The sequence below is a fragment of the Kribbella polygonati genome (genome assembly GCF_050320105.1).
Classification (GTDB): Bacteria; Actinomycetota; Actinomycetes; order Propionibacteriales; family Kribbellaceae; genus Kribbella.
On the sequence record NZ_CP190129.1, the window covers coordinates 3,494,489 to 3,518,132 of the forward strand.

The following is a 23,644-nucleotide window of genomic DNA, read 5'->3' on the forward strand; positions in this document are numbered from 1 at the left end:
TCCTGTGGGTTGGGCGGGGGTTGGTTACCACAGTGACACGTGGACGTGGTCGAAGTGGCCGCCGGTGGCGTCGGTGGGGTTGTAGACGCCGCCGCCGTTGTAGGGGATCCAGGTGCCGCGGCGGGCGGACCAGATCTTGCCGTACCAGATGACGTAGTGGACGCCGGTCTGGCCGGCGGTCTTGATGGCCCAGTTGGCTATCTGGTCGCCGCGGGCGCGGGCGGGAGCGGACTTTCGGGCGTCCGCGCCGACCATGACGTCGCAGGCCTTGCCGCGGGGGTGGTCGCTGGTGGGGTTCCACACGTGGGCGTCCCAGCAGCTCATGCTCAGGGTGCCGAGGTTCTTGCGTGCCTCCGCGACCCAGGCCGCCGTACGCGGAGTCACCAGGCCACCGGTACCCGTTGGGTCGGTGACGGTCGCCTTCTGTTCCGGCCAGACGCCGTTGACCGGCTTGCCGCTGTTCAGGTCGCCGCCGGACTGGTCGCAACTGTTGTTGTCCTGTACGCCGTCGACGACCGAGCCACCGGCAGGTGCGCCTGCTCGGCCGGCGTACGGGTTCCCCGACCGGGTCAGGTCGATACCGGCCGACGCAGCGATCGCCCGCGCCTCCTGCTCGCGGGTGGCGTACCTGTCGGGGAACGCGGACTTCTGTACTTGCTGAGCCACGTCCCCCAGCGCCATCGACGGCCACCCGTTGATGTCCACCAGACCTGGCGGATGTCCCGGTCCCCGCCCACCGAAGAACGCCTGGACCGCGGTCTTCGGGTTGTTGACAAGCTCCTGAGCACTCCCCCATCCTGCCGACGGCCGTTGCTGGAACAGCCCAACCGAATCCCTATCGCCGTAGGTCAGGTTCTGCAGATCCGACTCCACCAACGCCGTCATCAGCGCGATCAAGGTCGCCTTGCCCGGCAGCCCGCGCTCGACCGCGACGCTGTCGATGAGCTTCGCCCAGCCGATTTGAATCACGCGGAGCGGACCGCCGGCGTTCGGGTCGGTGCCTTGGCCGGGTACGCCGGGTGGGCAGGCGGCCTGGGTCGTCGTACCGCCACCGAACGGCGCGAGCATCAGCAGGCTCGCCACGCCGATCACCGCGAGCGCCGCCGCGCCCTTGGCGAACCACCCTCGACGCGCGACCGAGAGGAACCCGCGACCGAGATCACCCTCGTCGAACATCCCAGTCCCCTGCCGTCATGGTCCGGTACCACCAGACACGTCGCTAATCACCCATTGGTTGTTCTGGTTGGTCAGCGTCACGAGCAGGGGGACGTCGAACCGCTGAGCGTGCTTACCGGTGACGTCGATGGTGACCTTGACGAAGCGTGTGATCCGGCTGGGGGTGTCGACCGGTGCCTCGGCGTTGGCCGGCGGAGTCGTCACCGGGGCCGCCAGCACCGTGGACTTCCCACCGTCGGCCTTGAGTGCGTCGTACGTCGGATCGCCCGCCGCGGTGAAGCTCGACGCGACCTCCTCCGTCATGTACTTCGAGCATTTCTCGACCAGTGCCGCGTACGTCTCGGCGCTGGGGTCGCGCGTGTAGAAGGCTCTGGCCCAGGTACCGGTCACGTCGGTCGCCAGGGCGGTGTCCTCGGACGACGGCCGCTGGCTCAGCGGTGGCGGTGTGGTGAGCGCGGAGGTTGCCGGATCGCCCGTCTGGTTCTGCTGGGTCGCCGGCGCGGTCGGGAGCACCACCGACTGGCCGGGTGTGAGCAGGCTGATCGGCGCGCCGTCGTCCTTGCTCTTGCCGCCGAATAGGCGCGGCAGTCCACCACCGACACCGAGGATGATGATCGCGACGATGACGATCAGTACCACGATCGCCACCGGGCTGGTCGGCTCGGCCTGGCGTTGGTTGCGCAGCCACGCCATGCGTTGCACGTGGTCGTCGCGGCGCCAGTTCTTCTTGGCACGACGGCGTTCGCGACCACTCAGGTCGTCCATTTCGTCGGGGTAGTCGTAGTCGTTGCTCATCAACGAGCGCCATCCGTCCGGTACGTCCGGGCGGCTGCGACCCTCGCGACTCTCGCGACGCTCGTCGTCCGAGTCCTGCGGTTCAGGTGCGCGATGGCGCGACTGGCCGCCACCTTCGCGGCGGTCGTACGGCGAACGAGATTTCCGGGCCATCCGGCATCACCTGCGCGTCGGGACGTGTACCGTCACGCCGTCCTTGGTGACGGTCGAGTAGTCGCGGTACCGCCGCGCCGGCGAAGCCACCGGCTTCCGCCGCGCCCGCTGCCCCTTCGGCGGCCCTTCCCGCAAACTCGCCGAATGCGTGTGCGCCCGAGGCTCGTACCGAACGTCGTTGGACGGCACCGGAATCGGCCGCCGAGAATGCCGAGCCTTCGACGCCTCACCCGCCCCCCGCGAACCAGCCACCGCAGGCGCCGCCGCTCCCGCACTCGTAACAGAAATCGTCCGACGCGCCCCAGCGTCCTTCGACTGCGATCGCGCCCGAGCCAGATTCACTGCGGAGGTACTGCGGGATGGAGCAGCTGCAGCGGCGAGTCGCCCACCTGCGACACCTCCAGCCACCGATCCGCCGGATTGGCCTCCGCCGGGAGCCGGGTTGGCGACTCCTCCATCCGAGCGACGCCTCTCAGGTCCTGGTGACAGCTCATACGGCGAACTGCCGGCGGTACCGCGCGACAGCGAGCCGACGATCGGAGCCTGGCGATACACCCGGACCGAAGAGACCCGCTGGGAGGTCGATTCCGACGCGCGGGTGCGGTCTCGAGCCCGCTCAGAAGGAGCAGGCGCGGGAGTTCTGGCGCCGAGAGCATTCATGACTCGCTTGACCGCGCCCATTGCTCCACGCCTCGCCAGGCCGCCCAGCATGATGCTTCCCGTCCCCGGCCGCATCATTGTCGTCAGACTGTCGAGGAGGCGGCGAAGCCGGAAGCCGACGATCAGAACGACGATTGCCAGTCCGGTCACCGGGAGCCATCCCAGTGGTCCGCTCAAGGTGAAGACCGCAGTCACCAATGTCAGGGCCGTCCCGAACACAAGCATGGCCAGGAATGATTGCAGGACAAGACCAACCAGCGCCTCGAACCAGTTCAATCCCCATTGGCGAGGCCGACCAGGAATGATCCAGAGGCAGGCGAAAAACACACCGACAACCAGAAGCAGCAATGCTCCGATAAACGCCATCAGTGCAGTGAAGGCGAGACCGATGTTCAGGAAGCCGAAGAGGGTCGCCGCGATTGCCGCGAGCATGACAACGGCAGTACGACCGAACGGGTTGTCGCCCTTGATCCACTTCACCGTCGGGGCATCGTTGCCGCCCTCGGCGGGAACGATCACCTTGTTGACGTAGTCCTTCCGCGCGTCGGCACTGACGCCGACATCGAGCATCCCCTTGCCGTACCGCTCACACGCGGAGATCGAGCCGAACTCCGCGATGCACCATGGCGTGACAGCGAACCCGCGCCAACTGGCATCGGCCGATTTTCGGAGCAAGGTATCTCGCGGCGTGCCTGTGAAGCCCGGCTCCGGCCACGGAATCGGACTCTGGATCGTCGGACCGAGGGCGTCGGACGAGGCAGTCATCACCGCGCTCGCGCCCATCTGCCGCGCACCATCGACACCACGCAACCAGGTCGCCGGCGCCACCGCGAAACTGATGCTGAGTACACCAGCGACCAGAACCCAAACCAACTGTCCCAGCGCGCTTCCCGTCGCTCGGCGCTGCATATATGCCGCAACGGCGCCGAAGGCCAGAGCGGAAGGCAACAACCATCCCACCAACTGCGTCCCGGTCGCTCCAATGGTGGTCGAAGTCGCGTCTGTGAGCGGCTTGACGTCGGTGAACGAGAAGAGCCACCAACCAACGGAAATCGCTGCACGGGTAATCGCCAAGATGTACATCATGACGATGTAGGCATACCCGTTGAAGATCATGTTGAAGGTGTCGCTGAGACCCGTATCGAAGTCCAGTCCATAATCCATCGGGCTGTACTGCTCGAAGAGGGTTCGGGTGTCGCCGTGGGTTAGGTCGGGGGTGGGGAGGAGGTCGGCGAAACCGGTGGGGTTGGTGGGGCCGGGTTTGGGGTCGGCGGCGAGGGCTAGTTGGGAGGTGATTATGAGGGAGAGGGCTAGGACGGTGGCCGCGGTGCGGAGGCGGCGTTGCCACCTCATGCGACGTGTTCCTTGCCGGTGGGGGATTTTGTGGGTTGGTCGGAGGGGGGTGGGGTGGGCTGGGAGGTGTCGTACGCGGGGTACATGGCCTCGTTGTAGGCGGCCTCGTCGGCCTCCTGGTCGTAGACCTCGTCGGGGCCGATCGGTGACTCGTAGCGCAAGGGGTGGGGGTAGTCGTCGGCTGTGGGGGCTGGTGGGTGGCCGTTCTGTTGTGCCACCGCGGATGTCGGTGGTGTGGGCGCTTCCTGGGGGGCCGGTGGGGCGGGGCGGTCCTGTACTGCACCGTTGGCATGTGCGGGCGTCGGCTCGGGCGCGGGAGCGGGGTGCTGCGCCGGTGCGGGGGTTGGCTGCGCGGATGCCGCGAGTGGCTGCGTTGGTGCCGGGAATGGCTGGCCCGGTGCCGGGATTGGCTGGCCCGGTGCTGGGATTGGCTGGCCCGGTGTCGGGAGTGGGTGCGACGGTGGCTCGGGGTGCGTGGGCGGTGTGGACGCGGCCGGGGCCTCGCGAGGCTCGGGCTGGGTGGTGGCTGCCGGTTCCGCAGGCTGCTCGTCGGGGAAGGGCTCGTCGTCTGCGAACGGGTCCGGTTCCTCGATCGGGGCGGCGGGTGCGGTGTGGTCCGTGTCGTGTTCGGATTCGGGGGTGGTGCGGAGCAGGGTGGCTACCTGCTGGCTGGGGATGTCGATCTGGACGGTGGCTACTTCGTCCCAGCGGTCGCGCATGATGCAGTGGCCGTGGCGGATGGATCTGCCGTTGGCTGAGGTGTTGATGCCGCGGACCAGGGTCTGGTACGGCGCTGTCTGCGGGCGGCCCAGGAGCTCCAGCAGCGAGTCGACCTGTTCGCGGGAGCGGAGGCTGAAGGCGAACAGGGTGGTGATCTGCTCGACCAGGCCCGGGAGCTTCAGGATCGACGCCGGGTCCTGGGTGTCCAGGACGAGGGATGCGCCGAGGGCGCGGCCGACGCGGGCGATGTAGTCGAGGAAGGACGCGCCGTCGGGGGTCTTGGTCAGCAGGTGGACCTCGGGGACGATGACGACCTTCGAGCGGCCGCGGAACTCGCGGCGGCCGGTGGTGCGGATCATCCAGGCGAGGCAGCCGCGGAGGCAGGCCATGCCGACGCGTTCGATCGGGGACCAGGACTCCGGCGCCGACTCCGGTGACGGGAGGGTGAGGCCGGGCATCTGGACGACCCAGAGGCCGGGGTTCGTGGTGAGGGACGAGAGGCCGGACGGCGGGCCGGCGACGACCGAGCCAAGGCCGGTCTCGACCAGGTCGCGCAACGCGAACCCGACGGTACGGACGGTTTCTTCGTCGGCGTTGCACAGCCGTTGGATGACGCCCCAGGACGACGGGTCCGGCGACTGGATCTCGGCGCGGGTCGCGGCCACGACCGGGGCCTCGGCGGCGCCCCGCAGGTGCGGCGGGAGCAGCAGCATCAGCTGGGACGGCGCCTGCAGCAGCGCGTCGTCGACCGGCAGCACGCGGAGCAGGTCCGCGGCGCCGGAGAACTGGGCGGTGATCTCGATGACGGCCGTCGGTACGCCGTACTCCGCGGCGACCGCGGACACGCCCGCGGCGTCGCCCTTCAGGTCGAGCAGCGGCACCCAGGCGCCGGCGAACGCCGAGTCGAGGCCGCCGAGCATCGCGGCCGTCGTCTTGCCTCGACCCGAGCGGCCGAGGAACAGCGTCGTGGTCGCGTCACCGAGCGCCGAACCGGCCGCCGCGTCGAAGCGGACCAGGCCCGGCGTGGAGCCGGTCAGGTACCCGATCGCAGGCCCCGTCGCGTCGCCGATCGACGCGCCGCCCCAGAACCAGGACCCGAAGAATGCGGTCGACTCGCGGACGTGCCCGAGGTCCGGCACCCGCAACTGGTCGCCGGGGAGCGACTCGAGCCACAGGTCGCGCTGCTCGTCGGCGCCGACGGCGACCGTGATGCCGCGGTCCGCGTAGTGCGCGATGACGGCGTCGACGTACGCCTCGAGGTCCTCGCGGGTGTCCGCGCTGACCAGCAGCCGCGGGTGGTCCTCGACCAGGGTGAGGCCGCTGCGGTTGATGTCGCGCTTGACCTCGCGCATCACCCGCTCGGTCTCGACGATCTCGTCCGCGGTCTCCTCCGCCGTACCCTTGGCGGCCGAACGGCGCTGTTCCTTCGCGCTCTTGCGGGTCTCGTCGACCAGGTTCCGCGCGGTCTTCTTGGTCAGCACCCGGAACCGGACCGATGCCTCGACCGTCACGTCGATCTCGTCGCCGTCGTCGTCGATCGCCTTGATCTCGGACAGCGTCCGCAGCCACTCCCCCGGACCCGGCGTCTCGAGCTCCTCCGGGAAGTCGGTCATCGCCAGGACGGTCGTGTACGCCGCGATCTGGCCGCGGGTGTCGTAGATCCGCAGGTGGTCGGTGTACGGCACCACCCGGCCGGACGTCAGCCGGGCCAGCGAGGCGCCGGTGATCAGGCCGCGCCGGGGCGCCGCGACCGCACCGCGGTGCATCTCCCGGCTGATCAGCCAGGAGATCACCTCGGCGGGCGCGGTGTGCGCGCGCCAGACGGTCGAGCCGAGCTGACGAGCGAGCTTGCGCACCCGCTCGTCCAGGTGCGCGAGCTCGCGCGCGCTCACCCGCCACGACGTCGTCCCGAGGGCGTCGCTGATCGAGCCCCGGACCTGGGCGGTCGCCCGCGGGTCCCGGTCGGACAGGTGGACGCCGAGCGCGACGTACCGCTCCGGCATCCGCATCTCGTCGATCCGGTCGGCCCGGGTCTGCGCCCACGCCTCGTGGTCGCCGAGCCGGTAGTGGCCGCTCACCGAGTCGATGTAGTCCTGGCCGGTGGAGCGGCCCCAGACCACCTTCAGGTGGCTGAGCCGGTCGCCGAGGATGGTCGCGGCGGCGCTGATCGCCGCGTCCAGGGCGGCGTCCTGCTCGGCCTCGGTGGCCAGGTCGGTGTTCGCCACCGAGATCAGGAACCACGCCTCGGCGCTGCGTTCGGTGACCAGCAGGCCGTCGGCGATGGCGACCAGGCGTGGCGGCGGCAGCCCCCGCTCGCGACCGACCCCCACCAGGTTCAGGAGCTTGTCAGCGATCTTCATCCAGGCCTCTTCCTGACGACGTCCTGCGACTCACCCGTTGTACGTGCTCGGACCCCAGCAGGCGGGCCCGCTGGTTGACCGTGATGTCCGCCCCCGCGCGGACCATCGGATCGACCTCCACCACGACCTCGCGCTCCCACTCGGGCGTGATCCTGGCCTTCGCCAGGTCGGCGACCTTACGGGTCGCCATCCGCTCCCGCCACGGCAGGTACTCCGACTTGTCGGCCGCCCGGGCGCCGAGGCCGATGATCGGCCGGTGCGCACGCAAGGCGTACCGGACGGCCAGCGCCCACTCGGTGACCCGGCGGCGACGTTCGTGGAACTTCCCCGGCCGCCAGCCGAACGCGGTGATCACGAACGGCGGGACGACGTACAGACTGACGGTGGGCTTCTGCGGTACGCCGATGAACGGGAACAGCAGCGCCACCCAGACCACGATGACCACGGCGCCGAAGATGATCATCCGGCGGCGCGCGCCTTCGCCGAGGTCGATCCCGAGCAGGTCGTACTGCCGGGTCTCGATCTCGAAGTGGTGGGTGAGGGTACGGCCGACGCGCATCAATTGCCTCCGGAAAGCAATCCCCAGAAGCCCTTGAGCACGTTGATGGTCTGGTTGTTGGCGTAGATCAGCCCACCGACCAGGATCCCGGCCGCGATGTGACCGAACAGCTCGCCCCACTCGCGCTTGAAGTAGTGGCCGATCGCACGCAGCACCAGGATGGCGATGAAGATGTTCCCCGCGATGACCAGGACCCAGTCCTTGAAGTCGGCGCCGGTCGGGACATTGGGGTTGCCGGCCATGGGCACGGCGAGCTGTACCACGCTCGCAGCCAGTTCGTGCGTCGTCATTGCGGTGTCTCCCTTGTTGCCTCGGTCGTCCGATGGCCTGTCGCTGGATTCATCCGACGGCAGCCACTTGCCATCGCTGTGCTCCGTCCGTGGCGACAGTACGCCTCAGCGTGAGCGTGTACGTCTGGTCCAGCGTGGTATCGCCCACGCCGTTCCAGGTGACGGCGGCGGTCGCCTGCCGCTCGTCGTCGTTGCCGGCGTACACCTGCCAGTCCTTGAGTTCACCGAACTTCACCGCACCGTTCAGGCTGCGGATGGTCGAGCCGGGTGCGGTCACCGCGGACACCTTGTTGTCCGACTCGGCGTACGCCGCGAAGAAGGCCTCGGCGTCCTTCTCGGTCGCGGCGGTCAGGTCGTCGTCGGGTGCGCCGGCGCCGGGCATGTTCGACGGCAGCGGCGCGCGCTCGTCCGGTACGAACGTCGGCGGCCCGCTGACCACCACGCGCGCCGACGTCAGCGCGACCGGCACCGACAGCCGGTACCAGACGACCGGACCGGCGCTGAACGCGTTGCCGCCCTGCCGGTTGAACGTGTGCACCCGGACGCGGACGTCGACGACCGCGGTGATGCCGTTCTGGTCGGCGGAGACCTGGCCCGGGTACGCGACGTCGGCGGTCTGCTTGCCGCGGCCGTTCCAGCCGGCCCGGGCGTCCAGCCCGGACGCGAGGTCGAGGCCGACCTGGGCCGGGCGGGCGTCGGGGTTGTTCTCGTCCCACGTCAGGTAGGCCACCGAGTACCGGGTCGCGACCGCGCGGGCCTCGTCGGCCGGGAAGCTGCTCTGACCGCTGACCACCGTCTGGGGCGTCCGGTTCGGGGCGATCCAGGAGCGGATCCCGCTGATCGCGGCCAGCAGCAGTACGACGACCACGAGGCCGCGGAAGAACCGCCGCGCCCAGGTGGAGAACGACGACTCGGGCTCGGTCGACCAGGGGGTCTGTCCCGGCGTCAGGACGTCGCGGGCCGGGGCGCCGGGTGCGGCGTGCGCGCCGTGCGGAGATCGCTGTTTCAGACGTTCGGGCGGACGCGGTCCCGGCTCCTGCGGGGCGCCGTCCGGCGTCCGGCCACCAGGGCGCCGGGGAGGTGCCATCACGCCACCGTTCGGCGGCGGGGTCTGGTTCTGCGGAGCGGAGTACTGCGCGGCCACCCCCTGCGCCTGGCGAGGGGTAGGGGACACCGGCCCGCCGGGGTGGGCCCACCACTCCGGCGCGGTACTCTGCGGACGGCCCTTGCCGGGTTTCTTCGTCCGGCGCTGGTCCGACCAGTGCTCACCTTTTGGCGGCAGATTCAGCAACGTTCGCCACCAACTCATCCCTACCCGCCCCTCAGACAGCAGTTACGCGGACAGTAGCCGGGAGGATACGGCAAGCAACCGACCTCCGGGAGACCCGAGACCAGGATCCGGATGGTCCATCGCTCCCCGCAGCCATACTGTTACCCCGCACGCGGGCAGTGTCACCCTCACCCTGGCTCATTCCGGCCAAGCGTGACACCTTCGGTACCGTCGTCATAGCTCCTCTCTCATGCCCGATCGGGTCGCCCGGGCAGCGCACACCATGCCACACGCCGCGGACAGGTTCGAAAATCCGTGCGAACACCATGGTAGAAGAACGCACCATATGATCACAGATAGTAACCGATCAGGCCACCCAGCTGTGGAAAACTCTCCCGTGGCGAGGGGGTCAAAGTCGGCTGTGGACAACCGCTTGCCGACAGGCTTCCCGGGCATAAGGTCGGCAGTGTTCCCTGCTACCCCCTGGAGGACCAGGATGGAAACTCGCCGGCTGGGCAGACTCGGCCACCAGAGCTCGGTACTGATCTACGGTGCGGCCTCTCTCGGCGGCGTCGACCAGGACCGTGCCGACGCCTCGATCCAGGAAGCACTCGACGCCGGTATCAACCACTTCGACGTGGCCGCGGACTACGGCGAGGCCGAGCTGCGCCTCGGCCCCCGGATGCCGGAGATCCGGGACCGGATCTTCCTCGCCACCAAGACCGGGCGGCGGACCTTCGAGGAGGCCTGGAGCGAGATCAACAGGTCGCTCGAGCGGCTGCGGACCGACCACGTCGACCTGATCCAGATGCACGCGGTCTGCGATCTGGAGAACCTCGACCTCGTCACCGGCAAGGGCGGCTCGCTGGAGGCGGCGGTCCGGGCCAAAGACGAGGGCATGGTGCGCGCGATCGGCATCACCGGCCACACCGCGCAGGCGCCGTCGGTGCACACCGAGGGGCTGCGCCGGTTCGACTTCGACAGCGTGCTCACGCCGCTCAACTACAAACTGTCGACGGATCCGAGGTACGCCGACGACTACGCGGCCCTGGTCGAGGCCGTCAAGGCGTCCGACGCGGCGCTGATGACGATCAAGATGATCGCCCGGCGGAACTGGGCCGACGGCGAGCAGAAGTCGTACGACACCTGGTACCGGCCGTTCGACGAGCAGCGCTACATCACCGCCGCGACCGCCTGGCTGCTGAACGGGCACCCGGAGATCACCGGTCTCGCGACGGCCGGCGAGACCCGCCTGCTCCAGCAGATGATCGTCGCGGAGCGCGAGCGTTCCGGGCTGACCCCGGAGGCCGCCGCCTCGATCCTCGGCGAGGTGCAGGACTACGCGTCACCCTTCGTGGACATGCCGATCTGACAACGTGGCCCAGGTCACATTCGAGACTCCGCATTCCGGTCAGGTCGTACGCCGTACGAGATCGGCTCACGGCCTGCGCCGGGGTGCGGGAACAAGTCGCGGGGCGGTCGGTGTTGACTACGGCGTACTCAACTACTTTCGGAGGTCGTAGTGGCAACGGTCGAGCTGACCCAGGACAACTTCAACGAGGTGGTCGGTGGCGACGGTCTCGTGCTGGTGGATTTCTGGGCCGAGTGGTGTGGCCCGTGCAAGATGTTCGGACCGGTTTTCGAGAAGTCGTCCGAGCAGCACGCGGACATCACGTTCGGCAAGGTCGACACCGAGGCTCAGGGTGAGCTGGCGCAGGCCTTCCAGATCAGTTCCATCCCGACCTTGATGGCGGTTCGCGACGGCGTCGTGCTGTACTCGCAGGCCGGCGCGCTCCCCGCGGCCAGCCTGGAGGACCTGATCGGCCAGCTGCGCGCGGTCGATATGGAAGAGGTCAAGGCGCAGATCGCCGCGCACGAGGCGGAGCACGGCACCGAGCCGCACACGCACTGATCCGGTCTCAACCGATCCGGGAGTTCGCGCCGAGCTCCCGGATCTGTTGTGCCACGGCGACCCGGTCCGGGCCTTCCTGGAGCTGCGGGTTGTGGTCGAGGGCCGCGAGTACCTGGTTGCGTTCCTCGGGCGTGAGCCGGCCCCATCCGCTCTGCGCGAGCTTGAGCGCATGGAACTGCTCGTTGCCGGTCAGCGGGCCGTTGATCGCGTCCAGCAGGATCGTGGTGTCGATCAGCGAACGGTCGCCCTCCATCAGGCCGAGCGCGATCACCCGGACGACCGGCGAGCCGGTCCGGAACAGGTCGGCGACCTCGTCCTTGTCGAACTTCTCCACGGCGGCCGCGTTCGCGACGCGCTGCAGGATCCGGTCGAGGATCTGGCCGCGGAGCGCCGTCAGGTCGGACTCGCGGAGCTCGGTGTAGATGGTCGCGTACGCCGAGAGCTCCTGCCGCATGCCGAGCCGCTCGAGGGTGTCGGCGGTCTTCTTCGCGGACGCGGCCATCTGACGCAGCAGGTCCACCTCGAATTGCCCGAGCTTGAGCGACCGGATCCGGTCGACGATCGACGGCATGACGATCAGCAGCAGCCCGGCCGCGAGGACCGTGACCAGGGCGCCCTCGCCGACGCCGGTGAAGATCCCGACAAGGCCGGCGACGAGCAGCGCGGCGCCGAGCACCAGGCAGAGGATCCGCCCCGCCACGTCCATGATCGGCCGGGCCTTCACCACCCACGTCGGCGGTTCGGTTCCGTTCATCAGCCAGAGCCTCCGTCCGTCGCCAGGTGCCCCGATCGTGCCCGTCCACTCCCCCGCTCGGCAACCCGTCAGCCGGTCAGCCGCACATCCGCCGTACGCCGCATCAGCCGCGAGGTGCCGACCTGGTCCGTGAAACCCCAGCGCCGGTAGAACGGGACGAGCTCCGGCTGGCACACGAGCTCCAGGCTGCGGACGTCCGCGAGCGTGGGGTGGTTGACGACAGCGTCGAGCAGTACGGCGCCGACGCCCGTACCTCGGCGCGACTCGTCGACGATCACGTCCAGCAGCAGGGCGACGTACGTGCGATCGGTGAGGACCCGCGCGAAACCGACGAGCTTGTCGCCGTCCAGCACGGCGAAGACCAGATCGGAGTTCGCGAGCAGGCGTTCGACGTCGGCCGGAGTACGGTCACTCATCCACCACGCAGTACGCATGAGCTCGGTCAGCTCGGCGACCGGGGCTGTCGAGGTGACGGTGAGCACGGTCACGCGTCGCGGGAGCTGAGGACGCAGAACTCGTTGCCTTCGGGGTCCGTGAGGACCGTGAAGGACGCGCCGGCGGGCTGGCCGACGTCGGCGCGGTGGGCGCCCAACGACTCGAGGCGGGCGATCTCGGCGGCACGGTCCTGGCTGGTGTGCGGAGCGAAGTCGAAGTGCAGCCGGTTCTTCACCGTCTTGCCCTCGGGGACCGGCACGAAGACCATGCCGGGACCGATCCGCTCCCACGGAACGTCCTTCAGCGCGTCCTCATCGACCCAGCCGGGGACGTTCACGCATTCCTCGTCGGTCGCGTAGATCGTCTTCCAGCCGAGCGCCTCGGCCCACCAGGCCGCCTGCTTGCGTACGTCGTGACAGTCGATCACGACCGAATACCACCTGAGCACCATGGGCGGAACGATCGCACACGGCGCCGACAGAAAGAGGAAGAGCGGGCCCTGGGCAGGAGAAAATCGCCAGGGCCCGCTCTTGGGCTGACCGGAGCAGGTGGGTGGCCGGAGGAGGCGCGGGCAGATGAGGCGCTGCCCTGAGGAGGCTCACCGAGGCTGCTCGAGGTGACGGTCAGCAGGTCGGAGGGGTCACGTCGTTGGGACCCCTCCAGGTCTTCACCGCAGTGGATTGAAGGGGCGCAGCTCCTCCGGGGTGCGGCCGGTGGTGATGGTCTCGGCCAGCAGCTGGCCGGTGATCGGGCCGAGGGTGATGCCCCACATGCCGTGGCCGCCGGCGGCGAACACCCGCGGCGACGCGGTCGCGCCGATCAGCGGCAGGCCGTCGGGCGTGCACGGCCGCGGGCCGACCCACTCGAAGGTCCGCGCGTCCAGGTCGGCGTCCCGCAGCAGCGGCCGGGCGGCGTCGACGATCGCGTCGATCCGGCGCGGGTCGAGCTTCGCCTCGGGCTTGCGGAACTCCATCATCCCGGCCACCCGGAGCCGGTCACCGAGCGGCGTGCAGGCGATCCGCTGGGCCGGGAAGTACACCGGGCCGGCCGGTACGTGCGCCATCGGCACGCTGAAGCTGTACCCGCGGCCCGCCTGGACCACGGTCCGGACGCCGAGCTGCTTGGCCAGGTCGGTCAGCCAGGCACCGGTCGCCATCACGACCGCGTCGAACGGGTCGGTCTCGCCGTCCGCGGTGACCAGCCGGACGCCGCGGATCTCGTCGACGATGTCCTTCACCTGCACACCGCTGATGATCTGGCCGCCGCGGGCGAGCACCGAGTCGGCGAGCAGGTTCACGTACTCGCCCGGGTTGATGAAGCGCTGACCGTGCAGCCGGATCGCGGCGCCGATCGCGTCGGACAGCGAGGGCTCGATCTCGCGGGCGTCGTCGCCGCTGATCGCCTCGAACTCGATGCCCTGGCCGGCGGCGTGGATCTGCTCGATCTCCTCGAGCAGCACCTTGCGCTCCTCGACCGTCCGGTAGGCGGCCAGGAACGACTTGGCCTCGTGGGTCTGGGCCTGGACCCCGGCGCCGGCCAGGAAGTCGAACGCGGCCAGGGACTGCCGGTTGATCGGGACCAGCGCGTCCATCGCGGTCTTCCAGCGTCCGGCGGTGCTGTTGCGAGCGAAGCGGGTGAGGAACTTGAGGAGCCGCGGGCTCGCGGTCGGCGGGACATACACCGGTGAGGCAGGGCTCAGCACCGCACGGACGCCGTACTTGAGGACCGCCGGTTCCGGGAGCGGCGTGGCCAGGCCGGGGGTCAGCCAGCCGGCGTTGCCCCAGGACGCGCCGGCGGCGACGCCCTCACGGTCGAGCACGGTCACCTCGACGCCGGCCTCCTGGAGGAACCAGGCGGTGGCCAGGCCGACCATGCCCGCGCCGACGACGGCGACGCGATCCGGGACGAGGTGAGTGGAACCAGCTGAGGTCATGTATCGATGGTGCGGCCGCCGCGAGCGTCTGTCATGGTGCGATCACACCATTGCGGAGACAAATTACTGTGCTCAGCGCACAATAACCTTATGATCTCCTCGTCCGATCTGATCGTGGCCGTCGGTCCTGCGCTGTTCGAGGTCGTGGTACCCGGCAAGGGCGACAGCGAGGTCCGGGACGTGTTTCTGGCCGACCCACAGGAACCTGCGACCGGTCAGCCCGGCGATCTGGTGCTAGGGCTCGGTCTACGCGACGCAGAGGACGCTGTGGAGCTCGTTGAGCGCTGTGCGGCCGGGAGCGCGTCAGGAGTGGTCCTACGTACGGCGTTGGCGCACGAGCCGACCGTTGTCGCTGCCGCGGACCGTGAAGTCATGACACTCGTAGCGCTGCAGCCCAGCGTTACCTGGGCGCACGTGGTCTGGCTGCTGCGCGGCGTACTCGACAGGGCCGCTGCACCGGACTCCCCTGCCGCAGGCGATGCCGGCGTACACCAGGAACTGTTCGCACTGGCTGACGCGGCTGCTGCGATCGTGGATGCGCCGGTGACGATCGAGGACAACCAGTCGCGCGTACTGGCGTACTCGTCGGGGCAGGACTTCACCGACCCGACCCGTGTGTCGACGATTGTCGGTCGGCGGGTGCCGCCGGAGGTCATTGCGCATTTCCGGGCCCGGGGCATCTTTCGGCGGCTGGCCAGGTCCAGCGAGCCGTTCCTGGTGCCCGACGGGCCGAACGGGATCCGCCCGCGGCTCGTCGTACCTGTGCGCGCCGGTGGTGAGTGGCTGGGGTCTATCTGGGCTGTTGTGGACGGTCCCGTGAGTGAGGCCGTCACTACTGAGCTCAGCAACGCTGCATCGGTGCTGGCCTTGCACCTGTTGCGGCTGCGCGCACAGGCCGACGTAGCGCGCAGGAGTGCGATTGACCGGCTGCGGACCGTGCTGCGGCAGTTCTCGCCGGACAACCCGGTCGACGTACGGCTGCCGCGCCAGCCGTGGCGGGTGGTGGCGCTCGGCTCGCCGGACGGGTACGACGTACCGCAGCAGCTGGATCTGTGGGAGTCGACAGGTCGTCGCCACGGGTGGAGTGAACCGCAGCTGGCTGACCTGGACGGGACCGTGCTCGCGGTTGTGACGGACGCGGACGGGCCAGGGTCGTGGAACTGGTTGCAGAAGCTGGTGCTCGAGTCGCCTGGGACGTACGCGGCCGCGGGCGGGCCTGCGCGGGGGCCAGCGGATCTGCCGAGTTCACGGGCCGAGGCGGTGGAGTTGCTGGGGCTGGTACGGCGTGGAGTCGCGCCGGGGCCGGCGTTGCGGGTGGAGCAGGCGTGGCACGTGCTGACGGTGCATCGGGCGGTGACGTCGCTTGATACCACCAAGATGGATGGTCCGCTGGCGACCTTGCTGCGGCACGACATCGAGCACGACACCGGGTACGTCGAGACCTTGCAGGCGTGGCTGGACTTTCCGGGGCAGCCGCAGCGGGCGGCGCGGGAACTGCACCTGCACACGAACACGTTGCGGCACCGGATGAAGCGGATCGGGGAGATCGCGGAGCTGGATCTCTCGGATCCGCGGGAGCGGCTGGCGTTGCAGCTGCAGATCGCCGCCGTACGGACTGAGCACTGAGATCTACGCCACAGGGCCATGTAACAAGGCTTCACATTCCGGCAACTGCTGGGCAACATCCGCCTGACAGAGTCTTCCTTGTCAGCCGGTCCGACCTTTCACCAGGAGGCCGGAAAGGCTGCCCGGTCCGAACCTTTCACCAGGAGGCTCGGCCCACCCGCAGGCCCGGCGATGTCTGAGCGACCGCCGGGCCTGCGGCATTTCCGTTGCCTAGGACAAGCGGTTGACGATCGTCCGGTAGACGGACGGCAGGCGCGCGGCGGCGGGGACGATGTGCGGGGCGAGCAGCCGGCGATTGCGGGCCCAGAGCAACGATGCGGTGAGCAGGCGGCACTCCCAGGAGACGCGGCGGTAGGCGGCGTCGTAGTCCTGCGGGCGGCCGGCGCGGACGCAGTCGACCAGCTCGGCCGAGGTGCGGAGCGCGACGGCGATGCCTTCGCCGGTGAGCGCGTCGACGTACCCGGCGGCGTCGCCGACCAGCAGTACGCGACCGGCGGTGCGGGTGCGGACGCGCTGGCGGAGCGGACCGGCACCCAGGACGGCACCGGCCGGTTGGGCGGCCTGCAGGCGGCGCTCGAGCTGCGGGAAGGCGTTGAGGTGGTCGTCGAAGGTCCCGCGGGCGGAGGTGAGCACGGCTACGCCGACAAGGTCGTCCGCTACGGGTGTCACGTAGGCCTCGCCCAGCCGGGACCAGTACACCTCCACAAGATCGGTCCAAGGGCGGACCGTGAAGTGCCGGCGCAGTCCGCGCCGTACCTCACCAGCACTTTCACCACAAAGACCGAGTTGGCGGCGGATTGGGGAGTGGAGGCCGTCGGCGGCGGCTAGGTAGCGGGCGGTGAGGCCGGCGGCTGTTACGGAGGTGGTGGTCTGGGTGATGGGGCCTACGCGGGACTGGACCACGGGGACGTCAAGAGCGGCCAAGCGGGAGGCAAGGGCTGCTTGGAGGGCCGTACGGCGTACTCCGCGGCCAGGGCCGGTGGTGAAGCGTGCGTCAACCGAGTGAGCCTCGTCGAGGTAGCGGATGCCGTGGAACGGGCGGCCGGGGACGTCCACGCCGAGGCGGGAGAGGTACGCGACGGCGCTGTGCGCGATCCCTTCGCCGCAGGCCTTGTCGATCGGAGTACTCCGCGGTTCCACGACGACAACGGACAGCCCCGCGAGCGCCGCACGGATCGCCGTAGCCGCACCCGCCGGTCCGCAACCAGCCACCAGCAGATCGATCACGGGACCAGGGCGGCTTTGAGGGCTGCCTCTTCGGCGCGGATCCGGACGGCCAGGAGAGGAATGTTGAGCACCGTGAAGACCAGCGCGGTCACCCACGCGGTGTGGACCAGCGGCAACGCGATCCCCTCCGCGACCACCGCCACGTAGTTAGGGTGCCGCAGCCAGCGGTACGGGCCGCGGGCAACCAACGTCAGCCCCGGTACGACGATCACGCGGGTGTTCCACTGATGCCCGAGCACCGTGATGCACCACCACCGCAGCCCTTGTGCCAGCAGTACGACGGCGAACATCGTCCACCCGAGCCACGGAACGAAAGTACGATGCGCCGCCTCCACCAGACACGCCGCCAGCAACAGCGTGTGCAGCGCGACCATGAACGGGTAGTGCCCGCGCCCCGACTCCACCCCGCCCCGGCCGAAGCTCCAGCGGGCGTTCCGCAGCGACACCACGAGCTCCGCCACGCGCTCGGTGGCGACGAGCAGCACCAATCCGACGTACCAGCCGTACATCACCACTCCATCAACACGAGCTCGGAACAGAATCCAGGACCCATCGCCAGCAACATGCCCGGCCCGGACGGCCGCAACCGCATCGTGTCACCCAGCACGTGCAACACCGAGGACGACGACAGGTTGCCCACCGCATCGAGCGACCTCCAGGTCAGCTCCAGCGCCCCCGGCGGCAACTCCAGCGTCTCCTCGACCGCCTCGAGCACCTTCGGCCCACCCGGATGGCTCACCCACGTCCCGATGTCCGCGACGCCCAGCCCGTTGTCACCGAGGAACCCGCGCACATCCGCACCCAGGTAGGTCCGGACCACCTCCGGTACGTCGGCCCCGAGCACGATCCGGAACCCGCCCGCGCCGACGTCCCACCCCATCACCCGCTCCGAGTCCGGGTACAGCCGCGACCGTGTCGCCACCACCGCCGGCCCCGCGGCCGACGGATGTTCCGAACCGGTCAGCACCACCGCCGCCGCGCCGTCCCCGAACAACGCCCCGCCGACCAGGTTCGGCAGCGACGCGTCGTCGCGCTGCAGCGTCAGCGAGCACAACTCCACCGAGAGCAGTACGGCGACGTGCGACGGCCACGCGGTCAGGTAGTCGTGCAGCCGCGCGATCCCGGCCGCTCCCCCGACGCACCCCAGCCCGAACAGCGGCAGCCGCTTCACGTCGTCCCGCATCCCGAGCCGCAGCGCCACCCGCGCGTCGATCGACGGCGCCGCCACCCCGGTCACCGTCGTGAACATCAGTACGTCGACGTCGTCCAGCGTGAGGCCCGCGTCCTTCACCGCGCCCGCGACCGCCTCCGCGCCGAGGTCCACCGCGGTCGCGATCCACGCGTCGTTCGCGGCGCCGAAGCCGTCGAGTACGGCGTACTCCTCGAGCGGCAGCGCCAGATGCCGGTACGACACGCCCGCGTTCGCGTGCAGCCGGCGGAGCAGCGCCGTACCGTGCCCGTCCGGGAGGCACATCGCGGCGACCGCGTCGGTCAGCGCGGACTGCGGGTACCGGTACGGCGGCAGCGCGGGGCGGACCGCTGCGATCCGGGTCATCGTGGCATCGTTACGTCGGTGAGGACCGTACTCAGAGGTCTGGCTCTCGCGTGGCACCCGGGGCCGACCGTCGCCGTCACCGCGCTGGTCACGGCCGTCGCGTGGTCGGCCGGGCGAAGTCCGGCCGGGTGTCTCCTGGTCGCAGCAACGATCCTCACCGGCCACCTCTCGATCGGCTGGAGCAATGACGCGATAGATGCCGCCCGCGACACCATTGTGAACCGCCGGGACAAGCCCGTGGTGCGCGGACTGGTGAGTCGCCGGACGCTGGCGATCGGTGCCGGCGTCATGCTGGTGGTCACCGTTCCCGTCTCTCTCGCGAACGGATTCGCGGCCGGACTGGTTCATCTCGGGTTCGTGGCCTGCGCCTGGGCGTACAACCTCGGCCTGAAGTCGACCGTGGTCTCCTGGCTGCCGTACGCCGTCGCGTTCGGCGGACTGCCCTCGTTCGTGACGCTCGGCACCGCGCGGGTGTGGGCGCCGTGGTGGGCGACCGCGGCCGGGGCCCTGCTCGGGATCGGTGCCCACCTGGCAAACGTCGTACCGGATCTCGCCAACGATCTCGCCACCGGCGTCCGCGGCTGGCCACAGCGGCTCGGCCGGTACGCGCGGCTGGTCGCACCGCTCCCGCTCGCGGCGGCGACCGTACTGCTCGTGATCGCTCCGGCCGGTGCGATCGGGGCCGTCGGGTGGGTCGCGCTGGCCGTGGTCGCCGTACTGCTCGTCGTCATCGTGGTGTGGCGGAACGCGCCGTTCCTGGTCACGATCGGGATCGCTGCCGTGAGCATCGTTTCGCTGGTGCTGCGCGGGCACGCGCTGGTCTGACCTTCAGCGACTCTTCAGGTGCAGATCGTCGCTTCGTGTTTACGGTGAAATACATGCTCTTCCGACGAACGATCGTTGTCGTGCTCATGCTGTTGGTGGCCGGCTGTTCCACACCGGACCAGGCGGCGGTGAAGCCAGCGCATCCGAACATCGTGTTCGTGCTGACCGACGACCTGTCGATGAACCTGCTGCAGTACATGCCGCAGGTCCAGCAGCTGGCCAAGGACGGCGCGTCGTTCAGCAACTACACGGTCACCGACTCGCTGTGCTGCCCTTCGCGGTCGTCGATCTTCACCGGGAAGTTCCCGCACGACACCGGCGTGTTCACCAACGGCGGCAAGGACGGCGGGTTCAAGGTCTTCCACCAGCGGCAGAACGAGGACTCCACGTTCGCGACCGCGCTGCAGAAGGCCGGGTACCACACCGCGATGATGGGCAAGTACCTGAACGGCTACCAGCCGAACGGCACCGTCGACGGGCAGCAGGACTACGTACCGCCGGGCTGGAACGACTGGTACGTCGCGGGCAACGGGTACCCCGAGTACAACTACACGCTGAACGCGAACCACCAGCTCGAGAAGCACGGGAAGGCGCCGAGCGACTACCTGACCGACGTACTCGCCGGGAGGGCCCGTGACGTGATCAGCAACGCGAAGCAGCCGTTCTTCCTGGAGATCGCGACGTTCGCGCCGCACAGTCCGTACACGCCGGCGCCGCAGGACAAGAACAAGTTCCCGGGGCTGAAGGCACCGCGCGACGGGTCGTACGACAAGCTGCCGGCGAACGCGCCGCCGTGGCTGGCGAAGCATCCCGCGCTGACGCCGAAGCAGCAGAAGGCGCTGGACAAGGCGTTCCGGAAGCGGGCGCAGGCAGTGCAGTCGGTCGACCGGATGCTCGGGTCGTTGCGGGACACGCTGGAGAAGACCGGGGCCGCGGACAACACGGTGATTGTGTTCAGCTCCGACAACGGGTACCACCTTGGCGAGCACAGGCTGACCGCTGGCAAGCAGACGGCGTTCGAGACCGACATCCATGTGCCGCTGGTGATGGCGGGCCCGGGGATCAAGGCGGGTACGACGGTGCCGCAGTCGGTGCAGAACGCCGACCTCGCGCCGACCTTCGAGACGCTCGCCGGGCTGACCCCGTCAGCGGACGTCGACGGACGCTCGCTGACACCGCTCTTCGGCGGCACACCCCCAACCTGGCGTACGGCGAGCCTCGTCGAGCACCACGGCCCGGACACCGATCCGAAGGACCCCGATCACCCGGAGAAGGGCAGTGGCAACCCGACGACGTACGAGGCGCTGCGAACGGCGATGGCGACGTACGTCGAGTACTCGGACGGCACGGTCGAGTACTACGACCGCTCAAAGGACCCGCTGCAGCTCGACAACACCGCGTCCTCGCTCTCCAGTAGTCAACGGGCCGCGCTGCACGCGAAGCTGCAAGCACTGCGGTCCTGCCATGGTCAGGACGCTTGCTGGAAGGCTGCTGCCTAGCCCGCGTCGGGTTTGAGGGGTGCGTTGCTGCCCAGGATCGCGGCGGTGAGGGCTTCGGCTGGTTCCTTGGCGGCACGGGGGTTGGTGATGAGGACCAGGTCGATCGTGGGGAGCTCGGGGAGACCGGCGCTGGGCGGGGGCTCGACCAGGTCGGCGGGCATCAGCGAGCGGGCGAAGATCGCGATCCCGAGCCCGGCCCGGACAGCCGCGAGTACGCCGTTCACGCCGCGGACGATGCAGGTGATCCGGCAGGTCCGGCCCGCCTGCTCGATCGCCTGGACGCCGAGCGAGCGGCTCAGCGACGGTGCCTGGTAGGTGACCAGCGGCACCGGGCCGTCCGGCGCGATCCGGGTCCCCGAGATCCCGCCCCAGACCAGCGAGTCCCGGCGCACCAGCCGTCCGTTCGGCTCGTACCCGCCGCCGCCGTGCTTCACGTAGGCGAGGTCCAGGTGCCCGGACTCGACCCGGCGGAGCAGGTTCGGGCTCTGCGCGACGGTCAGCTCCAGGTCGATCCGCGGGTACAGCTGACGGAAGTCGCGGAGGATCTTCGGCAGCGGCGTCAGCGCAAGGTCGTCGGTGACGCCGAACCGCAGCCGGCCGCGGAGCTCGGAGCCGGTGAAGTACCCGGCGGCCTCCTCGTGGGCGGCCAGGATGGTCCGGGCGAAACCGGCCATCGCCTCGCCGTCCGCGGTCAGCGTGACAGTGCGGGTGTCACGGACGAACAGCGGCCGTCCGACCGCCGTCTCGAGCTTGCGGACATGCTGGCTGACCGTCGGCTGCCGGATCCCCAGCCGCTCCGCCGCCTGGGTGAAGCTGAGCGACTGCGCGACCGCGAGGAACGTCCGGAGCTGGTCCGGGTCGTACATCGATGCACCTCCCATTACGTCACGCAATAAGACTAATAGGAGTAATTCGTTGGGGGAATCCAGTGTCCACCCCCGAGGATGGAAGGGTCCTCCCCTGACCAGTCCAATCGCGTAGGGATCGCTCTTGACCTCCCGGGCCACCGGTACTGTCCCGTCCACCGACTTCCACCTTCACCGCCCCACCGACTCGACCAAGCTCCGGGAGACGCAGGCGCGCCGCCCCGGTTTCAAGGACACCTTCAGCGCGCTGCGGGTCCGCAACTTCCGCCTCCTGGTCAGCGGTCTGCTGGTCAGTTCGACCGGCGGCTGGATCCAGCGCATCGCCCAGGACTGGCTGGTGCTCACGCTCACCGGCAGCGCCACCGCGGTCGGCATCACCACCGCGCTGCAGTTCCTGCCCACCCTGGTGCTGGGCCTGTACGGCGGCGTGATCGCGGACCGCTTCCCGAAACGGAAGATCCTGCTGGTCACGCAGATCACCATGGGGACCTGTGCCGGCATCCTCGCGCTGACCGCCTTCACCGGCAGCGTCCAGGTCTGGCACGTCTACACGATGGCGTTCGTGCTCGGCCTGGCGACCGCTGTCGACAATCCGACGCGGCAGTCGTTCGTCACCGAGCTCGTCCCGCGGGACACGGTACGGAACGCGATCAGCATGGTCTCGTCGACGTTCCAGCTCGGCAGCCTGATCGGCCCGGCGCTGGGCGGCGTACTGCTCGGCACGATCGGGGCCGGGTGGGCGTTCGCGCTGAACGGGCTGACGTTCTTCGCGTCGATCAGCGCGCTGCTGCGGATGCGGGAGAGCGAGATGCCCGGGTTCCACGCGGCGCGCACGGCGAGCGCGGGGATGCGGATCCGGGACGGGCTGCGGGACGGCGTCCGGTACGCGTTCCACGAGCCGGCCGTGCGGTGGGCGATCGCGCTGGTCGGGATCTACGGGATGTTCACGATCAGTTTGCCGGTGACGCTGACGGCGTTCGCCGACCGGGTGTTCCACACGGGGGCTTCGGGGTACGGCGTACTGAACTCGGTGGTTGCCTTCGGGGCGCTCGCCGGGGCGTTGCTGTCGGCGCGGCGGGTGCGGCCGACGCGGCTGCGGAACCTGATCGGGATCGCCTGCCTGCTGACGGTCACCGAGGTACTGGCGGCGATCCAGCCGTCGCTGTGGACGTTCATCCCGGTGCTCGCGTCGATGGGGATGGCGACGCTGATGTTCCTCACGGCGGCGCAGTCGATGGTCCAGCTGACCACACCGGACGGGCTCCGCGGGCGGGTCTCCGGGATCTACAACCTGGTCTTCATCGGCGGTGGCGCGATCGGCGGGCCGATGGTCGGATTCCTGGCGCAGCACTTCGGGGCGCGCTCGGCGCTGATGCTCGCCGGTTTGGTGCCGGCGATCGCCACCGTCGCCATCGGTCTCCGGTTGCGCCGCGACGGCCAGTTCCGCCTGGTCCTGGTCCGCACCCGCTCCCCGTGGCACCAGGTCCCCGTCCGCCTCAACCTCCAGCAGACCGAGATCCAGCTGTCAGCTCCCAAGAGCACCCCGCTCCCCCGCACCTCCCGCCCCTTCACCCTCGGCCGCAGGCAACACGCCCGCGCCGACTCCCACCTCCGCCCCACACGCCCCCGCCGCCGCCCACAACACCACTAGAAGCTCCTGAGGCGGGGCAGAGTAG

At 69.5% G+C, this 23,644-nt stretch carries 21 protein-coding genes; 6 read left to right on the forward strand and 15 right to left on the reverse strand.

Annotated features, from left to right (window positions below; translation table 11 throughout):
* Positions 1–24: 24 nt before the first annotated feature.
* The 7 genes from ACQHIV_RS16620 to ACQHIV_RS16650 are packed head-to-tail and all read right to left on the reverse strand — an operon-like array spanning position 25 to position 9,375.
* Positions 25–1,176: a hypothetical protein gene (locus ACQHIV_RS16620; RefSeq protein ID WP_427895279.1), complete on the reverse strand. Its 1,152-nt coding sequence runs from the start codon at positions 1,174–1,176 to the stop codon at positions 25–27.
* Between the two features lie 15 nt (positions 1,177–1,191).
* The gene (locus ACQHIV_RS16625) at positions 1,192–2,124 is read right to left on the reverse strand and encodes a hypothetical protein (protein ID WP_427895281.1); all 933 of its coding nucleotides are present in this window, start codon (positions 2,122–2,124) and stop codon (positions 1,192–1,194) included.
* 6 nt (positions 2,125–2,130) lie between these two features.
* On the reverse strand, positions 2,131–4,137 hold the full coding sequence (locus ACQHIV_RS16630) for a hypothetical protein (RefSeq protein ID WP_427895283.1): 2,007 nt from the start codon (positions 4,135–4,137) through the stop codon (positions 2,131–2,133).
* On the reverse strand, positions 4,134–7,217 hold the full coding sequence (locus tag ACQHIV_RS16635) for an ATP-binding protein (protein WP_427895285.1): 3,084 nt from the start codon (positions 7,215–7,217) through the stop codon (positions 4,134–4,136). Before ACQHIV_RS16635 ends, ACQHIV_RS16630 begins: the two co-directional genes overlap by 4 nt.
* Positions 7,204–7,776, reverse strand: coding sequence for a hypothetical protein (locus tag ACQHIV_RS16640; RefSeq protein ID WP_427895287.1), 573 nt, complete (start codon positions 7,774–7,776; stop codon positions 7,204–7,206). Before ACQHIV_RS16640 ends, ACQHIV_RS16635 begins: the two co-directional genes overlap by 14 nt.
* Positions 7,776–8,066, reverse strand: a complete 291-nt coding sequence (locus tag ACQHIV_RS16645; RefSeq protein ID WP_344189722.1) for a hypothetical protein — start codon at positions 8,064–8,066, stop codon at positions 7,776–7,778. Before ACQHIV_RS16645 ends, ACQHIV_RS16640 begins: the two co-directional genes overlap by 1 nt.
* Positions 8,067–8,115: 49 nt before the next feature.
* Positions 8,116–9,375: a conjugal transfer protein gene (locus ACQHIV_RS16650; protein WP_427895289.1), complete on the reverse strand. Its 1,260-nt coding sequence runs from the start codon at positions 9,373–9,375 to the stop codon at positions 8,116–8,118.
* A gap of 457 nt (positions 9,376–9,832) precedes the next feature.
* On the opposite strand from ACQHIV_RS16650, the gene ACQHIV_RS16655 reads away from it, so the two are divergent.
* Both ACQHIV_RS16655 and trxA read left to right on the forward strand, forming a co-directional pair.
* Positions 9,833–10,708, forward strand: coding sequence for an aldo/keto reductase (locus tag ACQHIV_RS16655; protein ID WP_427895291.1), 876 nt, complete (start codon positions 9,833–9,835; stop codon positions 10,706–10,708).
* A 150-nt stretch (positions 10,709–10,858) separates the two neighbouring features.
* Entirely contained in the window at positions 10,859–11,248 is a 390-nt protein-coding gene (gene trxA, locus ACQHIV_RS16660) for a thioredoxin (protein ID WP_344189728.1), read from the forward strand.
* 7 nt (positions 11,249–11,255) lie between these two features.
* Here the strand turns inward: trxA and ACQHIV_RS16665 are convergent, their stop codons facing one another.
* The 4 genes from ACQHIV_RS16665 to ACQHIV_RS16680 form a co-directional block, all read right to left on the reverse strand.
* On the reverse strand, positions 11,256–12,002 hold the full coding sequence (locus ACQHIV_RS16665) for a hypothetical protein (RefSeq protein ID WP_427895293.1): 747 nt from the start codon (positions 12,000–12,002) through the stop codon (positions 11,256–11,258).
* A gap of 68 nt (positions 12,003–12,070) precedes the next feature.
* Positions 12,071–12,418 carry a GNAT family N-acetyltransferase gene (locus ACQHIV_RS16670; RefSeq protein WP_427895295.1) on the reverse strand — a complete coding sequence of 116 codons (348 nt, stop codon included), beginning with the start codon at positions 12,416–12,418 and terminating at the stop codon, positions 12,071–12,073.
* 68 nt (positions 12,419–12,486) lie between these two features.
* Positions 12,487–12,888 (reverse strand): VOC family protein, encoded by a 402-nt coding sequence (locus tag ACQHIV_RS16675; protein ID WP_427895297.1) that lies wholly within the window; start codon positions 12,886–12,888, stop codon positions 12,487–12,489.
* A 216-nt stretch (positions 12,889–13,104) separates the two neighbouring features.
* Complete coding sequence (locus ACQHIV_RS16680) at positions 13,105–14,370, reverse strand: NAD(P)/FAD-dependent oxidoreductase (RefSeq protein WP_427895299.1); 1,266 nt, start codon at positions 14,368–14,370, stop codon at positions 13,105–13,107.
* 90 nt (positions 14,371–14,460) lie between these two features.
* On the opposite strand from ACQHIV_RS16680, the gene ACQHIV_RS16685 reads away from it, so the two are divergent.
* Positions 14,461–15,996 (forward strand): helix-turn-helix domain-containing protein, encoded by a 1,536-nt coding sequence (locus ACQHIV_RS16685; protein ID WP_427895301.1) that lies wholly within the window; start codon positions 14,461–14,463, stop codon positions 15,994–15,996.
* Between the two features lie 210 nt (positions 15,997–16,206).
* On the opposite strand, the gene ACQHIV_RS16690 is transcribed toward ACQHIV_RS16685, so the two are convergent.
* The 3 genes from ACQHIV_RS16690 to ACQHIV_RS16700 are packed head-to-tail and all read right to left on the reverse strand — an operon-like array spanning position 16,207 to position 18,778.
* Complete coding sequence (locus ACQHIV_RS16690) at positions 16,207–17,223, reverse strand: NAD(P)/FAD-dependent oxidoreductase (RefSeq protein ID WP_427895303.1); 1,017 nt, start codon at positions 17,221–17,223, stop codon at positions 16,207–16,209.
* On the reverse strand, positions 17,220–17,732 hold the full coding sequence (locus ACQHIV_RS16695; RefSeq protein ID WP_427895305.1) for an isoprenylcysteine carboxyl methyltransferase family protein: 513 nt from the start codon (positions 17,730–17,732) through the stop codon (positions 17,220–17,222). The genes ACQHIV_RS16690 and ACQHIV_RS16695 overlap by 4 nt, the downstream gene beginning before the upstream one ends.
* Positions 17,732–18,778 (reverse strand): type III polyketide synthase, encoded by a 1,047-nt coding sequence (locus ACQHIV_RS16700; protein ID WP_427895307.1) that lies wholly within the window; start codon positions 18,776–18,778, stop codon positions 17,732–17,734. Before ACQHIV_RS16700 ends, ACQHIV_RS16695 begins: the two co-directional genes overlap by 1 nt.
* A gap of 18 nt (positions 18,779–18,796) precedes the next feature.
* Here ACQHIV_RS16700 and ACQHIV_RS16705 point away from each other — a divergent pair, with 18 nt between their 5' ends.
* Both ACQHIV_RS16705 and ACQHIV_RS16710 read left to right on the forward strand, forming a co-directional pair.
* The gene (locus ACQHIV_RS16705) at positions 18,797–19,603 is read left to right on the forward strand and encodes a UbiA family prenyltransferase (RefSeq protein WP_427895308.1); all 807 of its coding nucleotides are present in this window, start codon (positions 18,797–18,799) and stop codon (positions 19,601–19,603) included.
* A gap of 53 nt (positions 19,604–19,656) precedes the next feature.
* Positions 19,657–21,102: a sulfatase family protein gene (locus ACQHIV_RS16710; RefSeq protein ID WP_427895310.1), complete on the forward strand. Its 1,446-nt coding sequence runs from the start codon at positions 19,657–19,659 to the stop codon at positions 21,100–21,102.
* Here ACQHIV_RS16710 and ACQHIV_RS16715 read toward each other — a convergent pair.
* Positions 21,099–21,968: a LysR substrate-binding domain-containing protein gene (locus ACQHIV_RS16715; protein ID WP_380197441.1), complete on the reverse strand. Its 870-nt coding sequence runs from the start codon at positions 21,966–21,968 to the stop codon at positions 21,099–21,101. The two genes, ACQHIV_RS16710 and ACQHIV_RS16715, sit on opposite strands and share 4 nt — an antisense overlap.
* A 124-nt stretch (positions 21,969–22,092) precedes the next feature.
* On the opposite strand from ACQHIV_RS16715, the gene ACQHIV_RS16720 reads away from it, so the two are divergent.
* On the forward strand, positions 22,093–23,619 hold the full coding sequence (locus ACQHIV_RS16720) for an MFS transporter (RefSeq protein ID WP_427895312.1): 1,527 nt from the start codon (positions 22,093–22,095) through the stop codon (positions 23,617–23,619).
* The last annotated feature ends 25 nt before the right edge of the window (positions 23,620–23,644 follow it).

Bases quoted from the DNA above. Each gene is read 5' to 3' on its own strand.
- ACQHIV_RS16620 (WP_427895279.1), bottom strand. From the start codon at position 1,176: ATGTTCGACGAGGGTGATCTCGGTCGCGGGTTCCTCTCGGTCGCGCGT.
- ACQHIV_RS16625 (WP_427895281.1), bottom strand. From the start codon at position 2,124: ATGGCCCGGAAATCTCGTTCGCCGTACGACCGCCGCGAAGGTGGCGGC.
- ACQHIV_RS16630 (WP_427895283.1), bottom strand. From the start codon at position 4,137: ATGAGGTGGCAACGCCGCCTCCGCACCGCGGCCACCGTCCTAGCCCTC.
- ACQHIV_RS16635 (WP_427895285.1), bottom strand. From the start codon at position 7,217: ATGAAGATCGCTGACAAGCTCCTGAACCTGGTGGGGGTCGGTCGCGAG.
- ACQHIV_RS16640 (WP_427895287.1), bottom strand. From the start codon at position 7,776: ATGCGCGTCGGCCGTACCCTCACCCACCACTTCGAGATCGAGACCCGG.
- ACQHIV_RS16645 (WP_344189722.1), bottom strand. From the start codon at position 8,066: ATGACGACGCACGAACTGGCTGCGAGCGTGGTACAGCTCGCCGTGCCC.
- ACQHIV_RS16650 (WP_427895289.1), bottom strand. From the start codon at position 9,375: ATGAGTTGGTGGCGAACGTTGCTGAATCTGCCGCCAAAAGGTGAGCAC.
- ACQHIV_RS16655 (WP_427895291.1), top strand. From the start codon at position 9,833: ATGGAAACTCGCCGGCTGGGCAGACTCGGCCACCAGAGCTCGGTACTG.
- ACQHIV_RS16665 (WP_427895293.1), bottom strand. From the start codon at position 12,002: ATGAACGGAACCGAACCGCCGACGTGGGTGGTGAAGGCCCGGCCGATC.
- ACQHIV_RS16670 (WP_427895295.1), bottom strand. From the start codon at position 12,418: ATGAGTGACCGTACTCCGGCCGACGTCGAACGCCTGCTCGCGAACTCC.
- ACQHIV_RS16675 (WP_427895297.1), bottom strand. From the start codon at position 12,888: ATGGTGCTCAGGTGGTATTCGGTCGTGATCGACTGTCACGACGTACGC.
- ACQHIV_RS16680 (WP_427895299.1), bottom strand. From the start codon at position 14,370: ATGACCTCAGCTGGTTCCACTCACCTCGTCCCGGATCGCGTCGCCGTC.
- ACQHIV_RS16685 (WP_427895301.1), top strand. From the start codon at position 14,461: ATGATCTCCTCGTCCGATCTGATCGTGGCCGTCGGTCCTGCGCTGTTC.
- ACQHIV_RS16695 (WP_427895305.1), bottom strand. From the start codon at position 17,732: ATGTACGGCTGGTACGTCGGATTGGTGCTGCTCGTCGCCACCGAGCGC.
- ACQHIV_RS16700 (WP_427895307.1), bottom strand. From the start codon at position 18,778: ATGACCCGGATCGCAGCGGTCCGCCCCGCGCTGCCGCCGTACCGGTAC.
- ACQHIV_RS16710 (WP_427895310.1), top strand. From the start codon at position 19,657: ATGCTCTTCCGACGAACGATCGTTGTCGTGCTCATGCTGTTGGTGGCC.
- ACQHIV_RS16715 (WP_380197441.1), bottom strand. From the start codon at position 21,968: ATGTACGACCCGGACCAGCTCCGGACGTTCCTCGCGGTCGCGCAGTCG.